The 23,799-nt window shown below is 64.0% G+C and carries 15 protein-coding genes and 3 pseudogenes; 7 read left to right on the top strand and 11 right to left on the bottom strand.

Annotated features, from left to right (window positions below; genetic code table 11):
* Nucleotides 1–14: 14 nt before the first annotated feature.
* Nucleotides 15–2,222: a 4-alpha-glucanotransferase gene (gene malQ / locus ACKUUH_RS13345; protein ID WP_407950410.1), complete on the top strand. Its 2,208-nt coding sequence runs from the start codon at nucleotides 15–17 to the stop codon at nucleotides 2,220–2,222.
* Here the strand turns inward: malQ and glgB are convergent.
* Nucleotides 2,194–4,413: a 1,4-alpha-glucan branching protein GlgB gene (glgB, locus tag ACKUUH_RS13340; protein ID WP_407950409.1), complete on the bottom strand. Its 2,220-nt coding sequence runs from the start codon at nucleotides 4,411–4,413 to the stop codon at nucleotides 2,194–2,196. The genes malQ and glgB overlap by 29 nt on opposite strands.
* 148 nt (nucleotides 4,414–4,561) lie before the next feature.
* Here glgB and glgA point away from each other — a divergent pair, with 148 nt between their 5' ends.
* Both glgA and ACKUUH_RS13330 read left to right on the top strand, forming a co-directional pair.
* Nucleotides 4,562–6,082, top strand: a complete 1,521-nt coding sequence (gene glgA, locus ACKUUH_RS13335) for a glycogen synthase GlgA (protein ID WP_407950408.1) — start codon at nucleotides 4,562–4,564, stop codon at nucleotides 6,080–6,082.
* A 97-nt stretch (nucleotides 6,083–6,179) separates the two neighbouring features.
* The gene (locus ACKUUH_RS13330; RefSeq protein ID WP_407950407.1) at nucleotides 6,180–6,437 is read left to right on the top strand and encodes a DUF2934 domain-containing protein; all 258 of its coding nucleotides are present in this window, start codon (nucleotides 6,180–6,182) and stop codon (nucleotides 6,435–6,437) included.
* 92 nt (nucleotides 6,438–6,529) lie between these two features.
* On the opposite strand, the gene glgP is transcribed toward ACKUUH_RS13330, so the two are convergent.
* Nucleotides 6,530–9,052 (bottom strand): alpha-glucan family phosphorylase, encoded by a 2,523-nt coding sequence (gene glgP / locus ACKUUH_RS13325; protein ID WP_407950406.1) that lies wholly within the window; start codon nucleotides 9,050–9,052, stop codon nucleotides 6,530–6,532.
* 285 nt (nucleotides 9,053–9,337) lie between these two features.
* Between glgP and ACKUUH_RS13320 the strand changes: the two are divergent.
* Nucleotides 9,338–9,507: pseudogene (locus ACKUUH_RS13320) on the top strand (helix-turn-helix domain-containing protein); the annotation flags it as partial.
* A gap of 290 nt (nucleotides 9,508–9,797) precedes the next feature.
* On the opposite strand, the gene ACKUUH_RS13315 reads toward ACKUUH_RS13320, so the two are convergent.
* The 8 genes from ACKUUH_RS13315 to ACKUUH_RS13280 form a co-directional block, all read right to left on the bottom strand.
* A complete protein-coding gene (locus ACKUUH_RS13315; RefSeq protein WP_407950405.1) occupies nucleotides 9,798–10,397 on the bottom strand; it encodes an HAD family hydrolase in 600 nt (199 codons plus the stop codon).
* A 383-nt stretch (nucleotides 10,398–10,780) separates the two neighbouring features.
* Entirely contained in the window at nucleotides 10,781–13,207 is a 2,427-nt protein-coding gene (gene ppsA, locus ACKUUH_RS13310; protein WP_407950404.1) for a phosphoenolpyruvate synthase, read from the bottom strand.
* A 447-nt stretch (nucleotides 13,208–13,654) separates the two neighbouring features.
* Nucleotides 13,655–14,455, bottom strand: a complete 801-nt coding sequence (gene istB, locus ACKUUH_RS13305; protein WP_407950403.1) for an IS21-like element ISSme2 family helper ATPase IstB — start codon at nucleotides 14,453–14,455, stop codon at nucleotides 13,655–13,657.
* A complete protein-coding gene (gene istA, locus ACKUUH_RS13300) occupies nucleotides 14,455–15,744 on the bottom strand; it encodes an IS21 family transposase (RefSeq protein ID WP_407950402.1) in 1,290 nt (429 codons plus the stop codon). The genes istB and istA overlap by 1 nt, the downstream gene beginning before the upstream one ends.
* 787 nt (nucleotides 15,745–16,531) lie before the next feature.
* A complete protein-coding gene (locus ACKUUH_RS13295) occupies nucleotides 16,532–16,681 on the bottom strand; it encodes a cation-transporting P-type ATPase (protein ID WP_407950401.1) in 150 nt (49 codons plus the stop codon).
* A 12-nt stretch (nucleotides 16,682–16,693) separates the two neighbouring features.
* Nucleotides 16,694–17,815 (bottom strand): ABC transporter permease, encoded by a 1,122-nt coding sequence (locus ACKUUH_RS13290; RefSeq protein WP_407950400.1) that lies wholly within the window; start codon nucleotides 17,813–17,815, stop codon nucleotides 16,694–16,696.
* Between the two features lie 3 nt (nucleotides 17,816–17,818).
* On the bottom strand, nucleotides 17,819–20,617 hold the full coding sequence (gene rbbA, locus ACKUUH_RS13285) for a ribosome-associated ATPase/putative transporter RbbA (RefSeq protein ID WP_407950399.1): 2,799 nt from the start codon (nucleotides 20,615–20,617) through the stop codon (nucleotides 17,819–17,821).
* Complete coding sequence (locus ACKUUH_RS13280; protein WP_407950398.1) at nucleotides 20,614–21,687, bottom strand: HlyD family secretion protein; 1,074 nt, start codon at nucleotides 21,685–21,687, stop codon at nucleotides 20,614–20,616. Before ACKUUH_RS13280 ends, rbbA begins: the two co-directional genes overlap by 4 nt.
* A gap of 286 nt (nucleotides 21,688–21,973) precedes the next feature.
* On the opposite strand from ACKUUH_RS13280, the pseudogene ACKUUH_RS13275 reads away from it, so the two are divergent.
* The 3 genes and pseudogenes from ACKUUH_RS13275 to ACKUUH_RS13265 form a co-directional block, all read left to right on the top strand.
* Nucleotides 21,974–22,183 (top strand): annotated as a pseudogene (locus tag ACKUUH_RS13275) (leucine zipper domain-containing protein); the annotation flags it as partial.
* A gap of 108 nt (nucleotides 22,184–22,291) precedes the next feature.
* Nucleotides 22,292–22,768, top strand: a complete 477-nt coding sequence (locus tag ACKUUH_RS13270) for a rhodanese-like domain-containing protein (RefSeq protein ID WP_407950397.1) — start codon at nucleotides 22,292–22,294, stop codon at nucleotides 22,766–22,768.
* Between the two features lie 55 nt (nucleotides 22,769–22,823).
* Nucleotides 22,824–23,186, top strand: coding sequence for an SHOCT domain-containing protein (locus ACKUUH_RS13265; protein ID WP_407950396.1), 363 nt, complete (start codon nucleotides 22,824–22,826; stop codon nucleotides 23,184–23,186).
* A gap of 168 nt (nucleotides 23,187–23,354) precedes the next feature.
* Here ACKUUH_RS13265 and ACKUUH_RS13260 read toward each other — a convergent pair.
* Nucleotides 23,355–23,591 (bottom strand): annotated as a pseudogene (locus tag ACKUUH_RS13260) (DNA cytosine methyltransferase); the annotation flags it as partial.
* Nucleotides 23,592–23,799: the final 208 nt, after the last annotated feature.

Raw genomic sequence — 23,799 nt, 5'->3', positions numbered from 1 at the left:
GAGCGGAAAAGCCGATGAGCGACGACGAAGGCCTTCGCAGACTGGCGGCGCTCGCCGGGATCGAATCCCATTATTGGGATATCGAGGGCGTGCGCCACGACACATCGCCCGCAACCGCACGGCGACTTCTGTCCGCCCTCGGACTTCGGGCGGACAGCGCCGCCGAATTGACATCGAGCCTCGCGGAGATCGAGGAGAGGGAATGGCGGCGCCTCCTGCCACCGGTGTTCGTCTCGCGGACGGACCGGCCCCTCTCCGTTCCGGTCCGACTGCCCGGCGGCGAGCCGGCCGGCTCCATCGCCTGGCGGATCGTTCTCGAAGATGGACACGTTCTGACCGGAGAGAGCGCGCATCGCGACCTTGCGGTCGAGGCGAGGCGCAGCATCGGCGGTCGGGACATCGAATGTCTGTCGCTTCCGCTGCCGAACCTTCCGGCGGGCTACCACGAACTGCGGCTCGAAACAGCCTCGGGTGACGCGATCATGCCATTGATCGCCGCGCCGCCGCGATGCTATCTGCCGCCGGCGCTTGCGGAAGGGCGCCATTGCTGGGGCCTCGCGACGCAGCTTTACAGCATCAAATCGGTTCGCAATTGGGGGATCGGCGATTTTTCGGACCTTCGCGCGCTGGCGGAATGGAGCGCCGGTCTTGGCGCCGATGCGCTCGGCGTCAATCCGCTGCATGCGCTCTTTCCCTCGTCGCCCGAAAGCGCGAGCCCCTACTCGCCCAACAGCCGTCTGTTCCGCAACGCGCTCTATCTCGATGTCGCGGCAATCGCCGACGACGCCGAATGCGCGGAGGCGCGGCGGTTGACGCGATCCGCGGCCTTCGCCGACGCGCTGGCCGCCGCGCGCGACGCGCCGCTCGTCGACTACACCGCCGTCAGCCGGCTCAAATACGAGGGGCTGGAAGTTCTATATGCGGCGTTCCGTGCCAAATGCATCGCCAGACCCGACGATACATACGGGGCGGCGTTCCAACGCTTTCAAACCGACGGCGGAGCGCAATTGCGTCGCTTCGCGGTTTTTCTAGCACTGAGCGAAACCTTCGGCGGCAACGACTGGACGCGGTGGCCGACGGCTTATCGCGATCCAGCCTCGGCGAGCGTCGCGGCGTTTTCAAACGATCGGGCCGAACGTGTCGGCTTTTTCCAATACCTCCAGTGGCAGGCCGATCTGCAATTCGCCGCCGTCGCATCGCGCGCGAAAGAGGCGGGCATGGCGATCGGACTTTATGGCGATGTCGCGGTCAGCATCGATCCCGCCGGCGCCGACCATTGGAGCCGGCAGAATATTTTCGCCGGCGAAGCGCGCATCGGTGCGCCGCCGGATCCATTCAGCGCCCAAGGTCAGGAATGGGGCGTCGTGCCCATGAACCCGCTGCGATTGCGCGACGACGCCTATACCGACTTCATTGCCTTGCTGCGGTCCAACATGCGCCACGTGGGAGCGTTGCGCATCGACCACGTCATGGGGCTCCAGCATTCCTATTGGGTGCCAGCGGGCGCCCCGGCTTCCGAAGGCGCCTACGTCGCCTATCCCCTCGACGACCTGCTCGGCATTCTCGCGCTCGAGAGCCATCGCAACGAATGCCTCGTCGTCGGCGAGGCGCTCGGCACCGTGCCAGACGGATTTCGTCCCCGCATGGAGCGGGAGAACGTTCTCTCCTATCGCGTCCTCTATTTCGAGGCGGAACACGACCGCCAGAAACGGCCTGACGAATATCCGCGCATGGCGGCGACATGCGTCGCGACGCACGATCTCGCCACGCTGAAAGGATTCTGGCACGGCACCGATCTCGACGCGCGCCGGCGCCTCGGCCTCCACCAGTCCGCCGAAGCGGACTTGCGGGCGCGTGACGAGCGCGCGCATGACAAATGGCTCCTCCTCCGCGCCCTCGCCGAAGAAGGATTGCTGCCGCCAGGCCTCGACACGGACCGGCTCGGCGACATCGACATGACGCCGGCGCTCGCCCTGGCCGTGCATGCCTATCTCGCGCGCTCCTCGGCCTGTCTCTTCATGGTTCAACTGGACGATCTGATCGGCGAGGAGCATCAGATCAATCTGCCGGGCACCCAATCCGAATATCCCAACTGGCGCCGCCGCCTGTCGATGAGCCTGGAAGCGATGATCGCCGATCCGGTGCTGCGCGACATGGCGCGAACGATCTCACGCGAGCGAGCGGGCGCCGCCGCTATTTCGTCAGGTTCAAATCCGGCTTGAAAACCAGCGTCGCCAGCGGCGGCAGAGTGACGACGAGCGATTGCGCGTGTCCGTGAGCGGGGACGGGCTCCGCGACGACACACCCGGCGTTCCCGACATCCCCACCGCCGTAGTGGCGAGAATCCGTATTGACGAGTTCGCGATAGTCGCCCGCACGCGGCACACCGATCCGGTATCCGCGACGCACGACGGGCGTGAAATTGCAGACGATCGCCGCGAAGTCGGCCGGATCGGCGGCGCGGCGCAGATAGGAGATCACGCCCGCCTCCGCGTCGTTGCAATCGATCCAGGAAAAACCTTCCGACTCGCAATCGCGTTCGTGGAGGGCGGGCGTGCTGCGATAGATGTGGTTCAGATCGCGAACGAGCGCCTGAACGCCTACATGCATCGGGTCGCCCAGAAGGTGCCAGTCCAGACTCTCGTCGTGATTCCACTCGCGTTCCTGCGCGAACTCACCGCCCATGAACAGAAGCTTCTTGCCGGGCTGCGTGTACATGAAAGCGAGATAGCAGCGCAGATTGGCGAATTTCTGCCAACGATCTCCCGGCATCTTGCCGAGCAGGGAACCTTTGCCATGCACGACCTCGTCGTGGGAAAGCGGCAGGATGAAGTTTTCGGTGAACGCATAGAGCAGCCCGAATGTCAGCCGATCATGGTGATATTTCCGATGCACCGGATCCTTCGCCATGTAATCCAGCGTGTCGTGCATCCAGCCGAGATTCCATTTGTAGCCGAAGCCCAGGCCGCCGAGATAGGTCGGCCGGGAAACCATCGGCCAGGCGGTCGACTCCTCCGCAACCATCATCGCGTCCGGAAAGTTTCCGTAGACCAGCTCGTTCAAGCGGCGCAGGAAATCGACCGCTTCCAGGTTCTCGACGCCGCCGTGGATGTTGGGAATCCACTCGCCTTCCTTGCGGCTGTAATTGCGATAGAGCATCGATGCGACGGCATCGACGCGCAATCCGTCGATGCCGTAGCGTGACAGCCAGAAGAGCGCATTGGCGAGCAGGTAGCCGCGCACTTCGTTGCGCCCGAAATTATAGATGAGGGTCTTCCAGTCGGGGTGATGGCCTTCCTTCGGATTGCGATGCTCGTAGAGATGCGTGCCGTCAAATTGCGTCAGGCCGTGAGGATCGTTCGGAAAATGGCCGGCCGCCCAGTCAAGGATCACGCCCACACCCTCGGCGTGACAACGCTCCACGAATTCCAGAAATTCAACCGGCGTACCGTAACGGCTCGTGGGCGCGAAGAGACCCGTCGGCTGGTAGCCCCACGATCCATCGAACGGATGCTCGCCGACGGGCATCAGCTCGATATGCGTGAACCCCATGTCCTTGACGTAAGGGACGAGCCTGTCGGCCAATTCGCGGTAGGTGAGCGGCCGGTCTCCTTCCTCCGGAACGCGACGCCACGATCCGAGATGAACCTCATAGATCGCCACCGGCGCGTGGCGGTCGGCGGCGGGACGGCGTTGGACGCTGGCGCGCGGCGCGGCGGCGACCACAGACGCCGTCCGCGGCGGGCGCTCGGCCTCGAAGGCATAGGGGTCCGCCTTGAGGAGAAGCGCATTCTCGCGCGTCTTGATCTCATATTTGTAACGCGCGCCCGCCGCCACGCCCGGCAGAAATATTTCCCAGATTCCTCCGCCGGGATGAAACCGCATCGCATGGCGCCGTCCGTCCCAGCCGTTGAAATCGCCGACGACGCTGACGCGGCGCGCATTCGGGGCCCAGACCGCGAAGCTCGTGCCCGCGATACCGTCGATTTCCATCGGATGCGCACCCAATTTGTCGAAGCTGCGCAAGTGATTTCCTTCGGCAAGGAGGTAGAGGTCCATCTCGCCGAAAATGGAAGAAAAGGAATAAGGGTCGTCGATCAGTTGCGACGCCGCTCCCGTGTCCACCCGCAGCCGATAAGGAAAAGGTTTACGGATCCGCCCGATGGTGCCGGCAAAAACGCCCGCATCGTGAACGCGTGCAAGCTCCGCGCGTGCGACACCCGTGCGACGATCGACCACGGCGACAGCCGAGGCCTCCGGATGAAAGGTCCGCACGACGAGTTTGCCGCTGCTCGCGTCCCGGTGCATGCCCAGATACGAGAATGGATCGCACTCGTCGCCCGCCAGAAGGGCGGAAATACGCCCTGCCTGAAGCGAAGGCGAGGCCCGGGATGGTTGACCGGCGCGCCGCATTGGTCCTCCTGCACTCTTCGATCCGGAAGTTGTCGACGAGAGGCACAATTAAATCATAAGATTTCCGGCGAGCATGATTTAGATCAATCACGCCAAGGCCACCTTCATCTAGCATTACACTTCAGTTCGTCGTGCGCGAGGTGTCGAGATGCGGCTGCTTTTTGTCACGTCGGAAGCTTACCCGCTGGCCAAAACCGGCGGCCTTGCCGATGTTTCGCGAGCCCTTCCGATCGCACTCAAGCGCCGCGGCATCGACGCAAGGCTGCTGCTTCCTGGTTATCCGGGCGCCCTCGAACATATCGAAAATCCCCGCATTCTCGCCGAACTCGCACCGATGCTCGGAATTTCCGGCGCGACGCTTGTCTCCGGGCGGCTTCCGGCCACCAACGTGCCGGTCTTTCTCATCGATGCGCCTTCGCTGTTCCGGCGCGACGGCGGCATCTACCAATCCGGCAACGGCCAGGATTGGCCGGACAATGCGCTTCGCTTCGCCTTTCTGTCCCATGTCGGCGCAAAACTGGCGATGGGCCGGTTGGGCCTGACCTGGAGGCCAGACATCGTCCATGCCAACGACTGGCATGCGGGACTGCTTCCCCTGCTGCTCTCTCTGGAACCGGCACCAAGACCGAAAACGATCTTCACTGCCCACAACATGGCCTTTCAGGGCAATTTCGCGCCCGGCATATTGCCGGCCGCTGGCGTTCCGGAGGACTGCTTCCGGTGTGGCCAGATCGAATTGTATGGGCAGGCCTCCTTCCTGAAAGCCGGGCTCTGCTACAGCGACCGCGTGACCACGGTCAGTCCGACCTATGCCAGGGAAATTCTGACGCCCGAATTCGGTTTCGGCCTGGACGGTCTCCTGCGCGAGCGCGGCGACGACTTCGTCGGAATTCTCAACGGGATCGACGATGCCTCGTGGGATCCGGCGACCGACATTCATTTACCGCGGAGCTTCCGGCTCGGCGACGTCTCGGGCAAGCGGGTGTGCAAGGCCGCTTTGCAGCGCGAACTGGGCCTGCCGGTCAGCCCCAAGGCACCGCTGATCGGTTTCGTCAGCCGCATCGCACATCAGAAAATGGCCGACGCCATTCTGGCGGTCTTGCCCTGGCTCGCCGAACGAGGCGCACAATTCGTGCTGCTTGGCGAAGGCGATCGGGAACTGGAAGCGGAATTTGCGCAAGCGCAGGAAAGACATCCCGGCTGCGTTGCCGTCCGGATCGGCTACGACGAGGCACTGGCGCATCGGCTACAGGCGGGAAGCGATATTCTGCTCGCCCCCGCCCGCTTTGAGCCGTGCGGCCTGACACAGCTCTACGCCCTGCGTTACGGCACCTTGCCGATCGTTCGGCGAACGGGCGGACTGGCCGACACCGTCGTCGACGCGAATGCCCGCACGATCGCGGATCGTACCGCGACCGGGTTTGTCTTCGATGACGCGAGCCTCGAAGCGCTCACCGCGGCACTGGAACGAGCGCTTGCGCTCTACACCAAGCCGTTGACGTGGCGACGCTTGCAACTACAAGCAATGGTGCAGGATTTCAGCTGGGACATAAGTGCTGACCGATATATTTCGCTCTATCGCGACGTCGCCGGAATCGCTCCAGCCGACGGCACGGATGCGTCGCTCGATCTGATCGCTACCGAAGTACAGCGGCATGTGGCGATCTGAAGATCTTTTCTGCAATCGTGCAGACGACGTGGTAAAATAATATTCCCCGGAGAGAGACCGCCGGGCCATTGGTTGAGACGAGCAGCAGGGAAGTGCCATGGCCTACGATGCGCATAGAGAAATTTCCGAAGACGCCATCAGATTGCGTAGCTACCTGATCTGGCAGCAAGAAGGTTGCCCGTGCGGAAACGAGCTGGAACATTGGCAGCGCGCCCGAGAAGAACTTGAGGTGGAACTGTGCGCTGGACCGCCTCTTCGCCGGCCCACGGCGTTCGTGATGCCGCGCGTTCCGATCTCCATGCGGCCGAACAGGATCGTCTCCGACAGGATCGGTTCGGAACGACGCGCCGGCTAGAGCGGATCCCGATCGGGAAAATCTGCACGCCGCTTATCATCCGGACCGTTTTCCGAACCGGCAGAGGTCAATCCATATGCCTGGAAGACGGTCTAGCGCTGCCACGCGATAAGAGGCAGTTCGCCAGGCAAAACCACGTCCGGATGATGCGGCACGACGCGCACCGTGTAGTCTTCCATCGGACGGGACGCGGTGACGGCGCCCGCATAGATGTAGCCGTTGGTCGAGCCGGGAATGGCGTGCTCCTGATGGAGCAGGATCACCTCCGGCATGAAATCCGGCTTGGCATCCGCGAATAACTCGACACGCACCGACGCGGGCAAGACCTCGCCCATATAAATCGGCACGGCCACATGCCATGTCGTGCCGCTCTGGGTGAGAGTCGAATTTCCGATATGCAGCGTCGGCCACCGCTTGTGCAAGGACCGTGACCACTTGTTCATGGTCTTCGCGACCGCGCAATCGTTCTTCAGCCGTTCGCGCACTCCGCCCGCGAGCGGCAGATAGGCCTTCTCGATGTAGTCTTTCATCATGCGCGTGCTGCCGAAGGCCGGTGTCAATACGCACATGCTTTTGCGAATTCTCTGGAGCCACGCGCGGGGAAGGCCAGCATCGTCGCGATCGTAAAATTCCGGAACGACCCTGGACTCGAGGACTTCATAGAGGTCCGCCGCGTCCCGCGCGTCGACTTCGGCGACGCCGCCGCCGCGCCCGTCGCCGATCGCCCAGCCCAGTTCGGGGTCGTAAGCTTCGTCCCACCAGCCATCGAGGATCGAGCAATTGAGCCCGCCATTGACCAGCACTTTCATGCCGCTCGTGCCGCAAGCTTCCCAGGGCCGGCGCGGCGTGTTGATCCAGACGTCCACGCCCTGCACCAGATGCTGCGCCATGTCGAGGTCATAGTCTTCGAGGAAGACGACACGCCGCCTGAAACGCCGCTGGCGGGCGACATCGATCCACTCGCGGATCATGCCCTTGCCCGCGAAATCCGCGGGGTGTGCTTTTCCCGCGACGATGATCTGAACCGGCCGCCGCTCATCGAGGAGCAGCCGCTCGAGACGGGCGAGATCGCGCAGCAACAGGTTGGTCCGCTTGTACTCCGTGAAACGCCGCGCGAAACCCAGCGTCAGAACATTCGCGTCGAGCACCGTGTCGGCGATCCGGACGACCTCCCTGTCGAACCCGCGTTCTCTCAACTGCGTGACCAGGTGCCTGCGCGCGACGCCGACGACACGTTCGCGGATTTTGCCGCGCATGCTCCATAACTCCTCGTCGGAGACCTGGGCGATATGCTCGCTGACCTCGGTCGGTAACGAGCGCCACCGCTCCTTGCCGCATGAGTCCGTCCAGATGCGATCCGCCTCGGCCGAGTCCCAGGTCGGAACATGCACGCCATTGGTGACGTGTCCGACCGGCACTTCGCAGGAGGGCCAGCGCGGGAACAGAGGCTGAAATATCCGGCGGCTGAACTCGCCATGCAGCCGGCTGACACCGACACACCTGGCCGAACCGCGCAGCGCCAGATAGGCCATGTTGAACGGCTCGTCCCCGTCGCGCGCATTCACCCGGCCGAGCGCCAGCACGTCTTCGAGTTCGACGCCGCGCCCGGCAAGCACCCCCTCGACATAGGGCAGATATTTCCGCAACAGATCGGCGTGAAACTGATCGAAGCCGGCGGCGACAGGCGTGTGCGTGGTGAAGACATTGCCCGCTCTCGTTGCCCAGAGCGCCTCCCAGAAATCCAGATTCGCCTTCACCGCCAACTGGCGGGCGCGCTCGATGATGGCGAACGCCCCGTGACCTTCGTTGACATGGCAGATTTCGATATCCGGATGCAGGGCCTCGACCACGCGCCACCCCCCCGCGCCGAGCACGATCTCCTGCATCAGGCGGTTCTCGGTTCCGCCGCCGTAGAGTTTCGCCGTGATGCCGCGATCGGGAGGGTTATTGAGGGGATCGTTGCTGTCGAGCAGGTAGAGCTTCACGCGGCCGACCGTCGCTTTCCAGACACGAAGCTGGACGACGCGGCCCGGCAGTTCCAGCGCGATGCGCAACCAGCCGCCTTCGGCGAGGATGACCGGTTCGATCGGCATCGCCGCCGGTTCGTTGTAAGGATAGAATTCCTGCTGCGTTCCCTGCGCGTCCAGGATCTGGCGAAAATAACCTTCCTGATAGAGGAGCCCGATGCCGACGATCGGAACGTCGAGATCGCTGGCCGCTTTCAGGAAGTCGCCCGCCAGAACGCCCAGGCCGCCGGCATAAAGCGGCAAGGCGGCACCCAGGCCGAATTCCATGCTGAAATAGGCAACTCCGCCAAGTTGCGCCGCGCCTTCGGTGCCGCGAAACCAGCCGGGCGTTTGCAGATACCGCTCGCGCGCGACGCAGAAGGCGTTCAGCTTTTTGAGAAACTTCTTGTCGCAAGCGAGTGATTTGAGACGCTCCGCGGATGTGCTCTGCAAAACGACCCAGGGATTATGTGTGCGCTCCCACAGCGCCTCATCGACGAGAGACCACAGAGCGTCGCCCTCGTGGCTCCATGTCCATCGCAAATCGAGAGCGAGCGATTGCAGGACGGAAATCTCGTCGGGCAATTTCGGCAACGGAAGCGCGACCATGAGCACCGCTCCATGCGCTCGGACCTCGGCGCAAAGCCAACGTTATCGGTCAGGGGCGAAAATTCCTTGATGCGCATCAATCGGCCGCGATTTCGCGCCCTCAATCAGTTTTATTTTAGCACATTTTTCCGGCGAATTGGGCCGGTTCGTTGCCCACGTTGAGCAAAATCAACGCGCGATCGGCGCCACGGATATCCGATGAACGCCGATCCCGCGCCACCCGTGCGCAAGATAGGGGTTTGCCGGCCGGGCGACTCCATGCCGACCGAGATACACGAGGCATGAGTTGGCCAAGCCTGCAAAATGATGGGCTACGGCCGCGACAGCATCTACCGCTTCAAGGAGCACTACGACTCCGGCGGCGAATTGGCGCTCCAGGAGAGGTCCTGACGCGACGAAAGCCGATCCTGAAGAACCGCATGCCGCCCGAGGTCGAAGCGATCATCGTTCGAATTTTGGCCGCACCCGCCGGCTTATTGTTCGACAGGCTGAAGAACTGCCGACGTGTCGCCACACGCTATGATAAAATTAAAGAATTGTGCGATGCGATTTCAGAGGGCTATAGCGTAAACGTAGTGCTCATCGCTATCGGTCGTGGCCCGGTCTTGTGTCGGGACTCGCCACCGGTTCAAGAGGTCAAGCGTCAGCTGCGCCGCATGGCCCTCGTTGAGGTGGTAGGTGTGCAGATCGAAACCGAGGGCGCGCAGCAGCCGGATGCCTCCGAGGCCGAGCACGATCTCCTGCTTCAGTCGATACGCTTCGTCGCCACCATAGAGGTAATGGGTGAGCTCGCGGTCGGCAGCGCGATGAACGATTGCGACGAATGCCCCGCCTTCCTCGTGCTGGACCTCGAGACCGTCGGGCCGGCGATGTCGAAGCCGTGGCTGCCGGCATAGACCAGTTTGTCGAGGCCGACGAGCTGCTCGACGTCGGCGCGGTCACGCCCCGAGATGATGGCCACGGCGCGGAAGACCGCGTGCGGACGGACGCGGACGTGCAGATCGGCGATATCCGCGACCACAATGTCCGCTCCGTTCGCCTTGAGCTCAGCCGCCTTGAGGAACAGGTCGGGCGCGGGCTGGCCGTCGAGACCAAGGCGAGCGATGTCGTTGCCGTCGATCACAACATCGAACAGGTCCTCGAGGCCGGCGGTCTCGAGGACCGCGCGCGCATTGCGGCTCGACGACACCAAGGCCACGCCAATGCGCCGGTTGCGCAGCCGCCCGATGAGCGCGACGGCACTGTCGAAGGTCTCGACCCCATCCTGTTGCAGGCTCTCGTGGAAGTACTGGTTCTTCCGATTGCCGAGCCCACAGACCGTCTCGCGGTCGGGCGGGTCGGACACGGCTCGCCTCTCGGGAGGGTTATGCTGCGGGACTGCAGGAAGCTTTCGACGCCGTCGTACTGCGGCTTGCCGTCGACATAACGCCGGTAGTCACGCTCGATATCGAGCGGACGGAATGGCTCTCCTGTCTTCGCAGCACGCTGGCGGAGGTACTCGTCGAAGAGATGCTTCCAGCTTGCTGGCGTGCACCCGGGCGGTCCGCGTGACCACCCCATCGAGGTCGAAGATGGCGGCGGCGAAGTCCTGTGCGCGCAGGGCCGGCATCGGCGCAGGGCACGCACTCCAGCCCCGCCGCACGACCGGATGGCGCCTTTGCAGGCGGTCGGCCTGCTGGGCAGCAGCAATCATTGCGGAGCGTCGTGATGAAGGTTGGGCGGGCTTCTTCAAGACGGTGGCTCCTGCGTCGAGGCAGCCTGCGCGTCGCGCCGTGCCGCTTCGGCCTCCGCGGCGTGGCGCTTAACGGCGATGAAGCTGTCGGGACTCACCGACATCGAGTCGATGCCGCAGTCGACAAGGAAACCGGCGAACTCAGGATGGTCGCTGGGCGCCTGGCCGCACAAGCCGACCTTGGCGCCGGAACGGTGCGCGGCCTCGATCACTGTGCGAATCATCCACTTGACCGCGTCATCCTGCTCGTCGAAGAGCTCGGCAAGCTCGTCGGAGTCGCGGTCGACGCCGAGCGTGAGCTGGGTCAGGTCATTGGAGCCGATGGAGAAGCCGTCGAACCGCTCGGCGAACGCCTTTGCGAGCACCACGTTGGATGGGATCTCGCACATGACGTAGACCTCGAGCCCGTTCTCCCCGCGCCGGAGCCCGTTCTCCGCCATGACCTCGAGCACCCGGTCGGCCTCCTTTGTCGAGCGGCAGAAGGGGATCATCACCACGACGTTCCCGAAGCCCATCTCCTCGCGCAGGCGTCGAATCGCTCGACATTCCAGCGCGAAGCCGTCGCGGTAGCGTGGCGAGTAGTAGCGCGAGGCACCGCGGAACCCGAGCATCGGGTTCTCCTCCTTGGGCTCGAACTCGGCGCCGCCGACGAGGTTGGCGTATTCGTTGGTCTTGAAGTCGCTCATGCGCACGATCACCGGGTTGGGGTGGTTCGCGGCCGCAATGCGGGCGAGACCGCGGGCCAGCCGGTCGACGAAGTACTCGGTCTTGTCGGCGTAGCCCCGCGTCAATTCGACAATCCGCCGTTTGGCGTCCTCGTCCCGCAGCGCATCGAAGCGGACGAGAGCCATGGGATGGATTTTGATGTGGTTGCTCACCACGAACTCCATCCGGGCGAGGCCGACGCCGTCGGCCGGCAGTCGCCACCATCGGAATGCGGCCGCCGGATTGGCCAGGTTCAGCATGACTGCGGTGCGGGTCTTGGGGATGTCGTCGAGCGACAGCTCCTCGACCTCGAATTCGCCGATGCCCTCGTAAACGAAGCCCTCATCGCCCTCGGCGCAGGAGACCGTCACCTCCTGGTCGTCATGGAGTATCTCGGTCGCGTTGCCGGTACCGACGATCGCCGGCAGTCCGAGCTCGCGGCTGACGATGGCCGCATGCGAGGTGCGCCCACCATGATCGGTGACGATCGCGGCGGCCCGCTTCATGATCGGCACCCAATCGGGGTCCGTCGTCTCGGTGATCAGGATGGCGCCGTCCTCGAACCGCTCTATCTCCTGGGCGCTGCGGATGAGGCAGACCTTGCCCGTGACGACGGCATCGCCGATGCTGAGACCGGCGACGAGTTTCCGGCCTTTGCTCTTGATTCTGTACGACTTGAGCGCACCCGCCTCCTTACGCGACTGGACCGTCTCAGGCCGGGCCTGGACGATGTAGAGCGCGCCCGTGCTGCCGTCCTTGGCCCACTCCATGTCCATCGGGATGCCGTAATGCGCTTCGATCGTGCATGCCCAGCGCGCGAGTTGGAGGATCTCCTGATCGTCCAGCACGAAGGACGCGCGTTCCGCCTTCGAGGTGGGCACGTTGCGCGTGGCACGCTCGCCCCCACTCGCATAGAGCATCTTCAGCGCCTTGCCGCCGAGCGCTTTCTCGATGATCGGCGTGAGGCGGGCGTCCCTGAGGAACGGCTTGAACACCTGGTATTCGTCCGGGTCGACGGTTCCCTGCACGACATTCTCCCCGAGCCCCCAGGCGGCATTGACAACGACGACTTTGTCGAAGCCGGTCTCGGTGTCGATCGAGAACATCACGCCGGCGCCACCGAGGTCGGAGCGCACCATCTTCTGGACGCCGACCGACAGCGCGACCTTGAGGTGGTCGAAGCCCTTGGCCGCGCGGTAGCTGATGGCCCGGTCGGTGAAGAGCGAGGCGTAGCAGCGTCGGCAGGCGTCGAGCAGGGCCGCTTCGCCGCGGATATTAAGGAAGGTTTCCTGCTGGCCCGCGAAGCTCGCATCCGGCAGGTCCTCGGCCGTCGCGCTGGAGCGCACCGCCACATCCGTGCCGGCGGCGCCGCTCCGCTTGGAGAGCTCCCGGTAGGCTTTCCGGATTGCCTCGGCGGTCTCTTCGGGCCAGTCGCCGCGCAGGAAGGTACGCCGGATGGCCTGGCCGGTCTCTTGGAGGGACGCCTTGCCGGCCTCGAGGTCGTCCAGAGCCCCTTCGATCACTTCTTCGAGCCGGTTCGCCTCGACGAAGCGCCAGTAGGCGTCGGCCGTGGTCGCGAACCCAGGCGGGACGCTGACACCTTCCGCACCGAGACGGCCCACCATCTCGCCGAGAGAGGCATTCTTGCCGCCGACGCGCGGCACGTCGCCGCGCCCGAGGTTCTCGAACCAGATCACGTGTGGGGCGTCGCCGGTCATGCGGTCCTCCCTAGCGGTGCGCAGACGTATGTGTGCGATGCGTCTCCGGCTGTTGCCGCAGCCGTGGTCAATGCTCGACTTTGGCGGGGGACCCGATGCCGTCTGCCCGCACTGCCATGATCGGATCATTGCGAGGCAGAGACTATCGCAACGGCGCACTATTTCTTTGATCTCGGTCAACTTTGGGGATCGCCAATCCCGGCGTGGTGCTGCTAAACGCGCGCGCTCGCCGCCCGGGTGCGCAAGCCTGCGCGCGCGACGTGTTGTGCTCAAAACCCGTCGTCCATTACCCTTGCGACCTCTGCGCCCGCGCGTCCGGCCCGTGCGCTTCGGGCCCGAAGGGGACAAGGTCCCGGCCGCAATTCATACAGAACGGCTTCGGTGCTCCCGGCTTGTCAAGCGAATCGAGGAATTGACCCCTTTGCCGAAGTGAGGAACTGACCCCCTTCATTGGGTTGCTGTTTCGTTGGTCTCTGGCGTCTGTCCGGTCTTCTGCAGAAGGCCGGACAGACGCTTCTCGCGGAGGCGATAGCTGTCGCCCCGGATGGTGATCACCGTCGAATGGTGAAGCAGGCGGTCCAGGATCGCCGTGGCGACCACGGGGTCCCCGAAGACGCTCCCCCATTCTCCCACCGAGCGGTTGGAGGTGATCAGGATCGAACCCTTCTCGTAGCGCCGCGACACCAGTTGGAAGAACAGGTGAGCGGCATTGGCCTCGAAGGGCAGATAGCCCAGCTCATCGATGATCAGCAGTTTCGGTCGTGACAGGATCGTCAACTGCCTGTCGAGCGTGCCATCGCTGTGGGCCTTGGCCAGCATCGCCACGAGTGTGGCCGCTGTGACGAACTGCACGTTGTAGTTCTGCCGGATCGCCTCGCGGCCGAGGCTCACCGCCAGATGGGTCTTGCCCGTTCCGGGTGGGCCGAGGAACAGGACTGTGTCGCCGTGTGCGATCCAGCGACAGGTCGCCAGTTCCCTGATCTGTCCCTGATCCAGCGACGGCTGGGCCTCGAAGTCGAAGCCGTCGAGTTCGCGCACGAAGGGGAACTGCGCCAGCTTGCTCGACATGGATATGCGCCGCTCGTCGCGCCGCGCGATCTCGCGTGACACCAGAAAGGCCAGCGCCTCGCGCAAGGTCATCTTCGAGCGCGCCGCTTCGTCCAGCAGCGTATCGAGTTGGTCGCGGATCGCTGTCAGCTTCAGCCGGTCGAGCGTGGCGATGAGTACGTCATGATCCACGGTCGTCATCACCAGCCTCCTCCGGCAACCGCCTCGTATACCGCAAGCGGCCTCAGCAGGGCGGGAGGGGGAAGCTCGGTAGACGCGGCGGCCCGCACCGGACCCTCGGCGCCGGCGACACCGACAAAATGCGTCCGGTCTACGATCCGTTGCCGCCGTCCCCGACACACGGGATGATCGGCCACCACCTGGCCCGCGTGACGGACGATCACCCGGCCGGCCAGAACTACGACCTGAACGCTCTCGCCAATCAGGCGCCAGGGCACCGAATAGCTGTTGGTGTCGAGGTCGATCGCGCAGTCGGCCTGAACCTTGCGCACAAGATCCCGCAACTGCCCGAACGGCGCCCGACCGGCCAAAGGGCGAAGCGCACCGGCTTCGGCAGCAAAGCGTTCCGCCGGCGCGACGCCCGTCGTGCCGTGTTCTCGCTTGTCGGCAATCTCTCGCGTCCAGCGGTCGAGGTGCGCCTCGAATGCTGCCCAGCTCTCGAACCGGCGGCCGGCGATCGCGTTCTTCTTGACGTAGCCGACCCCGCGCTCGTCTTTGCCTTTCGTCCGAGCCCGGTACGGCGCGCAGGCCCGCGGCGTGAAGCCCCAATACCGGGCAAAGGCATGCAGGCGGGCATTGAACCTGACCTCGCGCGTCACCGCGTCATGATGCTCGACCAGCGCCTTCGCATTATCCAGCAAAACTTCCACCGGAACCCCGCCGAACCGCAGGAAGGCGCTTTCCATCCCCTCGAACCAGTCCGCCTGCCGCTCCCGCAGCGAAGGACGGACATGCATCCGGCGCGAATAGCCCAGCGTCCCAACGAACAGGTGAATCCGAACCCTCTCGCCGCCGATCCAGACCTTCGTGTCGCCGAAATCGATCTGCATTTGATGGCCCGGCGCCGTCTCGAAGCGGACGGTCGCACGCTTCCGCGCCTTCAATTCCCGCCGCCACCGCTGCACCCGCAACTCCACCGAGCGAAGACCGATCTCGATCCCATGCTCGCTCGCCAACTCCTGGCGGATGACATCCGCATTGCCATCGTGGCGAAAGAAGCGCTCACGAAGCCAGTCGTCCAGACCGTCGAACGCCGTCCGGCGCACCGGTTGGCGATACGCCACGAAACCGCCTTCGCGCAGATAGCGGCGAACCGTGTTGCGCGCACAGCCAAATTCCTGCGCAATCCGTTTCGCTCCCCAGCCAAGTTCGTGAAGGCGGATCATCGCCAAAACTTCTTCCCCCGACCGCATCGCCTCTCCCTGCATCGTCCTCGACCATGCAGGATGCGCCGAAATCTCAATCGTCATCTATCCATCCTCTCTTCAGAGGGGGCAGTTCTTCGTTTCGTTAGGGGGTCAGATTCTCATTTCGCCCGACACGGCTGGCGCTGTGGGGCGCCCGATGTGCATTCATCGCAGGCCATGATGACCGATGATGCCTTGGCCAGTTCAGCGGCACTGAGCCTGACCAACCTCGAGACATCCACCCGGCAGACACCCGGCTCACGCAGGAGAAGCTTATAGAGCCCGTGCGGCGTCCAGACCCAGTACGGGCGTCTGAGGAGGTAGGACGTAAGTGTCGCACACGACATCCAGCCGCGAACCTGGATAACCGTGAAAGTAGAAGATCGGGCTTCCGCCGGCGTCGTCCAGGTCGAGGTAGGCGATGGTACGCCCATCCGCGAGCCGGAGGCGGTGTTCGCGCTCCGTCACATGTCTGTCCGGCGCCTCCTCACGGCACACAGGCATCGCGATAATCTCAGCAGCCTTCATCATGGACCGAACCCGTTCCGGTGGTGGTCGAACCGGAGGACGCAGTGCGATGCCACCGGTATCGATCATGCGCGCCCTGCTTGGCCCCGCGCGGTCGCTGCACCGGGTTGTCGGTTTCTGCTAATCAGCGCTTTTCTGCGACTGAAAGACTCTCGCTCTCCCAGTCCCGCGTCTTTAATCTGCGTCAAATTCCGAGTATCTTGGAATATGAAGACACGACGGCAGGGTCGCGCTGATAGCGCTCTCTATGCCAGCGGCAAGTCGCGGAAACACGCCACGAGCCCGTCGACCGAGCACCTGCCCGAGCCCAGCAGCAGCAGGATCATGGGTTCTCGGATTTCCTCGGCGGCGATCGCCCAGAAGCGCACCGGGGGGGGGCCGGGACGAACAACTGGTTCGAACCGAACCTGGCAAGCCGCTCCTTGACCTGGGTTTTGTTCAGACCGGAGGGCCTGGTTAACTTCGTTTGCATGCCCACACTTGTTCACGCCATCGCGGCGATTGTCTTGCGAAACCGCGCAAGCGCGAGGCCGAACAGCGCGGCCCCGATCGCAGCTATGGCGATGAACTGCGGCCACACGACAGCCAAACCCGCGCCGCGATAGAGGATCGCCTGGGCCAGCATGACGAAGTGCGTGTTGGGCGCGGCCAGCATGATGTACTGGACGATCTCCGGCATGCTCTCGCGCGGCGTCGTGCCACCGGAGAGCATCTGGAGCGGCAGCAGAATCAGCATCAGCAGCAGTCCGAACTGCGGCATGGAGCGGGCGAGCGTGCCGAGAAAGATGCCCATGGAGGTCGTGGCGAACAGATGCACGGAGGTGCCGGCCAGAAACAGCACGATCGATCCTTCGATCGGAACGGAAAGGAGCCCCTGCACCATGAAGACGAGGGCGAAGGCGGATGCCGCGAGCACCACGAAGCCCATTGCCCAGACCTTGCTGGTCATGATCTCGAAGGGCGTGACGGGCATCACCAGCAGGTGTTCGACCGTGCCGTGCTCGCGCTCGCGGATCAGCGCCGCGCCGGTCAGCACGATCGAGAGCATGGTTACGTTGTTGATGACCTGCATGATAGCGCCGAACCAGGATTTGTTGAGTTGCGGATTGAAGCGCACCCGCAGCGCCAAGCCTACCGGCGGCTCGGCGATGTCGCGATAGCGTTGCGCGAAGGAGCGCACCTCGTCGGCAACGATAGTCTGGATATAGCCGCTGCCGGTAAAGGCCTGGCTCATGCGCGTCGCATCGACGTTGAGCTGGATCGTTGGCCTGCGTCCCGCCAGCAGGTCGCGTTGGAACTCGGGCGGGATGTTCAGCGCAAAGGTGTCGAGGCCTGCGTCCATGCGGGCGTCCATCTCGGCCTGGGTGATGAACTTGGGCAGCACGAAGTAGGGCGGATAGAAGGCGCTGGCGATCCGCCCCGACAACGGCGAACGGTCCTCGTCGACGATGGCGATTGGCGCCTTGTTGAGGGTTTCCGGCATCGCCGTTGCCGCCGTATAGATCGAAAAGGTGAAAGCGTAGGCGATCAGCACCAGCATGATCGGGTCGCGTGTCAGGCTGCGCAGCTCCTTGACGCCAAGATGCAGGATGTTGGCAGCACGCATGGCTCAGTTCTCCTGCTTCTTCAGCAGGACGGCGGACAGTCCGAGCAGCACCGGCACGGCCAGCGCCAGCGGGATGAAGGAGGCATACAGATCGGAAAAATTCAGGGCCTTGGAGAAGGTGCCGCGCGCGATGGTCAGAAAATGCGTGGTCGGATAAATCTCGCCGATCAGCCTGCCCACCCCCTGGAGCGACGAGACCGGGTCGATCATGCCCGAAAAGCTCGCCGCTGGCAGGATGGTAAGCACCGCAGTGCCGAAGAGGGCGGCGATCTGGCTGCGCATGAAGGTGGAAATCAGGAGGCCAACGGCGGTGGCGGCACCGACATAGAGCAGCGCACCGGCCGTTAGTGTCAGAAAACTGCCCTTCAAAGGCACGCCGAATACGGTCACCGCAAGCAGGGTGAGCAACAGGAAGCTCAGCGCGGACAGCACGACATAGGGGAGTTGCTTGCCGAGCAGGAACTCGAGCCGCGTCGTGGGCGTCACGTAGAAGTTGGTGATCGAGCCGAGTTCCTTCTCCCGCACCACGCTGAGTGCGGCGAGCATGGCCGGAATCAGCATGAGCAGCAGCGGGATCACCGCCGGCACCATCGCCACCAGGCTCTTGACGTCGGGGTTGTAGCGGAAGCGGGTTTCCAGATTCGCCAGACCCGCCAGCGCGTCCCCATGGCCGGCTTCGCGGGCCTTGGTCGCGAGCCAGTGGGCATGCATCCCTTGCACATAGCCGCGAACGGTCTCGGCGCGCGTCGGCATGGCACCGTCGATCCAGGCGCCGATCTCCACCGCCCGTCCGCGTGCGATATCGCGGGCAAGGCCTGATGGGATCTCGATGGCCAGGCTGAGTTTTCCCGCACGCATCCGCCGATCGAGATCGTCATAATCGGTGATCGGCGGTTGTTCGACGAAATAGCGGGAGCCGGAGATGTTGAGCGTATAGTCACGGCTGACGGTGGTCTGATCGCGGTCGAGAACCGCGAAGGTCAGGTCCTCCACGTCCAGGCTGATGCCGTAGCCCATCACGAACATCAGGATGACGCTGCCAACGAGCGCGAGCGTTAGCCGGACCGGGTCGCGGCGCAGCTCCAGGGCTTCGCGCCGTGCATAGCTGACCACGCGGCGGGGATCGAAGAAACGCCGCCATCCGTGGGGCCCGGCTTCGGTAGCCGTCGCTTGAGCCGGCATGGGCGCAGGTGTCCGGTCGGACTTCAGGGGGGCATCGGCTTCCACGACAGCGGTCGCATCTTCGAGATACCCGATGAAAGCATCTTCAAGCGAATCTGCGGCGCGCTGCTTCGTCAGGGCCGCGGGTGTATCGGTGGCCAGGACCAGACCGGCATGCATCAGCGAGATGCGGTCGCAGCGCCCGGCTTCGTTCATGAAATGGGTCGAGATGAAGATCGTCACGCCATCGTGGCGCGACAGCTCGACCAGCATCCGCCAGAAGGCATCCCGCGCCACCGGATCGACGCCCGAGGTGGGCTCGTCCAGGATCAGCATTTCGGGTTTGTGGATCATGGCTACGGCCAGCGACAGGCGCTGGCGATGACCGAGGGGTAACGCGCCGGGCAACATATCGGCGACCCCGGCCAGCTCGAAGCGCCCGATCATTTCCTCGACGCGGTGCGGGATTTCTTCGACCGGAACGTGAAACAGACGTGCGTGCAACTCCAGGTTCTGCCGCACCGTGAGCTCGGTGTAGAGCGAAAAGAACTGCGACATGTAGCCGACGCGGCGGCGGGTCGCGAGGTCGTGAGGATCCACCTCGTGTCCGAACAGCCAGGCCCGCCCCTCGCTCGGCGGCAAAAGCCCGGTCAGCATCTTCATTGTCGTGGTCTTGCCGCAGCCATTGGAACCGAGAAAGCCGAAGATCTCGCCCCGTTGAATGCGCAGGTTCACATGGTCCACCGCCGTGAAGTCGCCGAACCGCATCGTCAGGTCCCGCGCCTCGATGGCTGTCTCACCATCGGCTTCGGCTGGACGCGGCGGTATCTCCACCGGCCGGTAGCCCCGGCGCTTGTCCTCCGGCAGCAAGGCAATGAAGGCCGCCTCCAGTGAGCGGGTGTCGGTGTGCTTCAGCAAGCCCTGCGGCGTCTCGGCCGCGAGAACCCGCCCGGCATCCATCGCCACCAGCCAGTCGAAGCGTGCCGCCTCCTCCATATAGGCGGTGGCCACCACCACGCTCATGCCGGGCCGGGTGTGGCGGATGCGCCCGATCAGTTCCCAGAACTGCCGCCGCGAGAGGGGATCGACGCCGGTGGTGGGCTCGTCGAGGATCAGCAGGTCCGGATCGTGGATCAGCGCGCAGCAGAGGCCGAGCTTCTGCTTCATGCCGCCCGAGAGCTTGCCGGCCGGGCGGTCGAGGAACGGTCTGAGCCCGGTGGCCAGCGTCAGCGCCTCGATGCGGCGCGCCCGTTCACCGCCATCGTGCCCGAACAGACGGCCGAAGAAGTCGATGTTCTCGAACACCGACAGCGTCGGATAGAGGTTCTTGCCGAGACCCTGCGGCATGTAGGCGATGCGCGGGCAGACCGTTCGGCGGTGGCTTGCCTCTGTCATGTCGCCGCCGAGCACTTCAACTTGTCCAGCTTGAATTTTACGTGCACCCGCGATCAGCGCCAGGAGGCTCGACTTGCCGACTCCATCCGGGCCGATCAGCCCGGCCATGCAGCCCGCCGGGATATCGAGGCTGACTTCAGAGAGCGCATGCACCTTGCCGTAACGTAATGTTACGTCCCGCAGGCAGGCAACCGGCGGAGCGGCATCCCCGGGACCGCCGGTCTGTGCAAGTACATCCCGGTTCATTGCGGCAGCCTGGTCTGGAGTTCAGGCGGCCAGTCCACCCGCGGGTCGAGCCGCACATAGGCCATGCCCGGCAGGCCGGTCTTGACCTGTTGGAGGTGCTTCCTGAGCAGGTCCGGGTCGATCCGCGCCTTGATGCGGAACATCAGCTTCTGGCGTTCTTCTTCCGTCTCCACCGTCTTGGGCGTGAATTGCGCGACATCCGCGACGAACGAGATTTGGGCCGGGATCACGTATTGCGGGGCGGCGTCGAGCACGAGCCGCGCCTCGGTCCCAAGCGCGACGCGCCCGGCTTGTTCCGTCGGCAGGAAGAAGGTCATGTAGACATCGCTGAGATCGACCATGTTCAGCACCGCGCCGCCTGGGGAGAGCACCTCGCCGGGCTGGGCGACGCGGTACTGGACACGGCCGTCACGCGACGACCTCAGCACGCTGTCGTCGATGTCAGCCTGAATGCGCTGGATAGTGGCCCGAGCTGCTTCCACGGTGGCCTCCGCCCCAATGACATCCGACTTGGCCCGGCCAATGGCGGCTTGCGCGGCCGCCGCCTGCGCCTCCGCGGCGCCGACCGCGGCTTTCGCCGCCTGAAAGGCGGCGCGGTCGTCGTCCAGCTTCGAGACGGGAACGGCGCCTTTCGGCGCGAGCTCCTCCGAGCGGGCGACCCGCCTCTGTGCGGCGTCGAGCTCGGCCTTCCTCTGGGCAACGAGCGCCTCGGCGGCCTGCTTCTCGGCTTCGCGCTGGGTCACCTGGCTTTGCGCGGTCTCGATGCCGATAAGCGCCCGCCGCAGCTGCGCCTCGGCCTCGCGGAGTTGCGCCTCCAGGACGGCCGTATCCATCCTCGCCAGTTCCTGCCCGGCGCGGACAAAATCGCCTTCGTTGGCCAGGATGTCCTTGACCCGGCCCGCGGTCTTGGCCGCGACGTCGATCTCCACGGCCTCGATCCGGCCGTTGCCGCCGGCGAAACCGTCCGGCAGCCCCCGCGGCTGGAGAAACCGCCAAGCGACCGCGGCCGCCACGCCGACAAGCGCGACGACCGCGATCCGGAGCAGCCAAGTCTTGATCGGTTTACTCATTACCCCATCTCGTCGTTGTTGAACCTGGCGTCGGGTCGCGGCTCTACCCGCGATCGATCGCTCTGCCGCCGGCGCGGCGCGCGATGACCGGCGCAGGGTGACCGTAACGGAGCGGTCTCGGCGGCTTTCAAAAGCAACATATACGGATTATACGGCTCGCGCCTTGATCTCTTTCAAGACGCCGCCACTCATGCTCTATGTGTGGGCTTTCAATAGGTTGTCCATTCGGGCCTGACCGAGGAGACTGGAGTTACCAGACTTCAGCGATCCTTGGAGGCAAGCCCGAATGAACATGCACAAGAATGCCCGTTTAACGCCGATCGGTCGAGAGCGACTGATTGAGTTGATGCTGAGCGGGCACACGCCGGAGGCCGCCGCACGAGCCGCAGGCGTGTGCCTGCGGACGGTGCGCAAATGGCTGGCGCGCTACAGAGCTGAAGGGCGCGCGGGCCTGACTGACCGCTCATCGCGGCCGAGAAAGCTCCGCTGGCCGACGACAGAAAACAGGTGCTGATCGATGCCCTGCGCCACATGAAGCGGAACCTTGTCTCGGCCGAGAGTGCAGCCGACGGCATTGGCGGGGAGCCGGAGAAAGTCCTCTCGAATGCAGCAGGAAGCGTCGAACATACCGGTCGGCGAGCTTCCGCAACGCTTGATGGAGATCAATGCGCTCAAGGACAAGCCGGTCATTCTGGTACGCTGGACGGATAAACGGTCGGCCAACGGGGCAGCGCTGTTCCGCGATGTTGGCTTCCGCAATCTCCGTGTGCTGCGCGGCGGCATGGCTCCGGGCATGATGCAAGGCAATACGAGCCACGGGATGATGGCTCCCGGCATGATGCCGGGTGGCAGGGGCGCACTGTTTGGGTCGCGCGTGACGCCGATGATGAACCTGTCCGTCGAGGACGTACGCAGCTACCTCGCCTTGCAACTCGACCACCTCAACAACAAGCGGCTGAACATCGGGGATATCAACGCCGAAGACGGGACGATCGCAGCCGGCATCGTCACCGTCGATAACTCGCTCGTGCAGCGGTTAAAGATCGACCGGCGCACTGGCACGATAGAGTACCAGAACTGATCCCGGTATGGCGTCACGTAATGGAAACGGCGCCGTTTTGCGATGGAGCAAGCAAATGATGAGAGTTTCGAATTCGATGGTCGCCGCAGCGGGGGCAGCCGTTGCCCTTGTGCCAGGCTGGGTGTGGGCGCAAGGGCCGTCCGACCCCGAGAGGTATGGCTACGGCCCGCACATGATGGGCTGGGGTGGAGGGTGGTACGGGATGATATTCGGTCCGCTGTTCATGATCCTCGTGTTCGCCGTGGTGATTGCGGTCGCGGTCCTTCTCGTCCGCTGGCTCGGCGATCCGTGGCACGGAACGGCATCGCATCCACTGCCGCCGGGCCGGGGCCCGCTCGACATCCTCAAGGAGCGCTTCGCCCGCGGCGAGATCGACAAGGAGGAGTTCGAGGAGCGCCGCCGCGTGCTCGGCGACTGAACCTGTCCTGATGATGCCATGAAGATCCTGTTCATCCTCGCCCCGCATTATCGGAACGAGGGCACCGCCATGTTCAGCCCGATGCACAACCTCGGCGCAGGCGGCCCTGGATACGAGATCGGACCGGATGCCAACAATGATCACCCTATGGCGCCGTTGAGGTACGCCGAATTCTTCCGCGCGGACGATAAAGTCCGAGGGTTGCGCCGCTTCCTGCAGTCTGGCCTTCCCACCCTCCACCCGGATTGCCCGAAGTTCATACTGATGACCACGGCGTTTTCCAAGCGACGAAAGGTCCTCCATAAGCATCTCGAAGACGAGGCGGCTTTCAACTGTCGAGGAAAGCATGCCTTTGACATTTTCCATCACGAATGCAGCGGGTCGAAGCTTGTCGAGTACCCGGATGTACTCGCGAAACAGGTAGTGCCGCTCATCGTCTTCCGGCAGATATTGTTGATTTAGTCGATGGGAGAGCGGCGGATCATCCGTCGGTGATGATTGTGAGCTCGCGGGGCGGGGTCATCTGGCGTCAGATGACCCTTGATGGCACCGGGTTCGTATGACCTGCGCCCCAAGTTTCATCCAGTCGGAAGTAGAGTCTCATGACCATTTG

Source organism: Parvibaculum sp. (genome assembly GCF_045863935.1).
Lineage (GTDB): Bacteria > Pseudomonadota > Alphaproteobacteria > Parvibaculales > Parvibaculaceae > Parvibaculum.
The sequence above is the reverse complement of the archived record's forward strand: the minus strand, read 5'-3'. Positions and strand labels throughout refer to the sequence as shown.

Excerpts from the sequence above, each read along its gene's own strand:
- malQ (WP_407950410.1), top strand. The coding sequence starts at position 15 with ATGAGCGACGACGAAGGCCTTCGCAGACTGGCGGCGCTCGCCGGGATC.
- glgP (WP_407950406.1), bottom strand. The coding sequence starts at position 9,052 with ATGGTCGCGCTTCCGTTGCCGAAATTGCCCGACGAGATTTCCGTCCTG.
- ACKUUH_RS13270 (WP_407950397.1), top strand. The coding sequence starts at position 22,292 with ATGCAGCAGGAAGCGTCGAACATACCGGTCGGCGAGCTTCCGCAACGC.
- ACKUUH_RS13280 (WP_407950398.1), bottom strand. The coding sequence starts at position 21,687 with ATGAGTAAACCGATCAAGACTTGGCTGCTCCGGATCGCGGTCGTCGCG.
- ACKUUH_RS13295 (WP_407950401.1), bottom strand. The coding sequence starts at position 16,681 with ATGCAAACGAAGTTAACCAGGCCCTCCGGTCTGAACAAAACCCAGGTC.
- glgB (WP_407950409.1), bottom strand. The coding sequence starts at position 4,413 with ATGCGGCGCGCCGGTCAACCATCCCGGGCCTCGCCTTCGCTTCAGGCA.
- ACKUUH_RS13290 (WP_407950400.1), bottom strand. The coding sequence starts at position 17,815 with ATGCGTGCTGCCAACATCCTGCATCTTGGCGTCAAGGAGCTGCGCAGC.
- ACKUUH_RS13265 (WP_407950396.1), top strand. The coding sequence starts at position 22,824 with ATGATGAGAGTTTCGAATTCGATGGTCGCCGCAGCGGGGGCAGCCGTT.
- ppsA (WP_407950404.1), bottom strand. The coding sequence starts at position 13,207 with ATGACCGGCGACGCCCCACACGTGATCTGGTTCGAGAACCTCGGGCGC.
- istB (WP_407950403.1), bottom strand. The coding sequence starts at position 14,455 with ATGACGACCGTGGATCATGACGTACTCATCGCCACGCTCGACCGGCTG.
- glgA (WP_407950408.1), top strand. The coding sequence starts at position 4,562 with ATGCGGCTGCTTTTTGTCACGTCGGAAGCTTACCCGCTGGCCAAAACC.
- istA (WP_407950402.1), bottom strand. The coding sequence starts at position 15,744 with ATGACGATTGAGATTTCGGCGCATCCTGCATGGTCGAGGACGATGCAG.
- ACKUUH_RS13330 (WP_407950407.1), top strand. The coding sequence starts at position 6,180 with ATGGCCTACGATGCGCATAGAGAAATTTCCGAAGACGCCATCAGATTG.
- rbbA (WP_407950399.1), bottom strand. The coding sequence starts at position 20,617 with ATGAACCGGGATGTACTTGCACAGACCGGCGGTCCCGGGGATGCCGCT.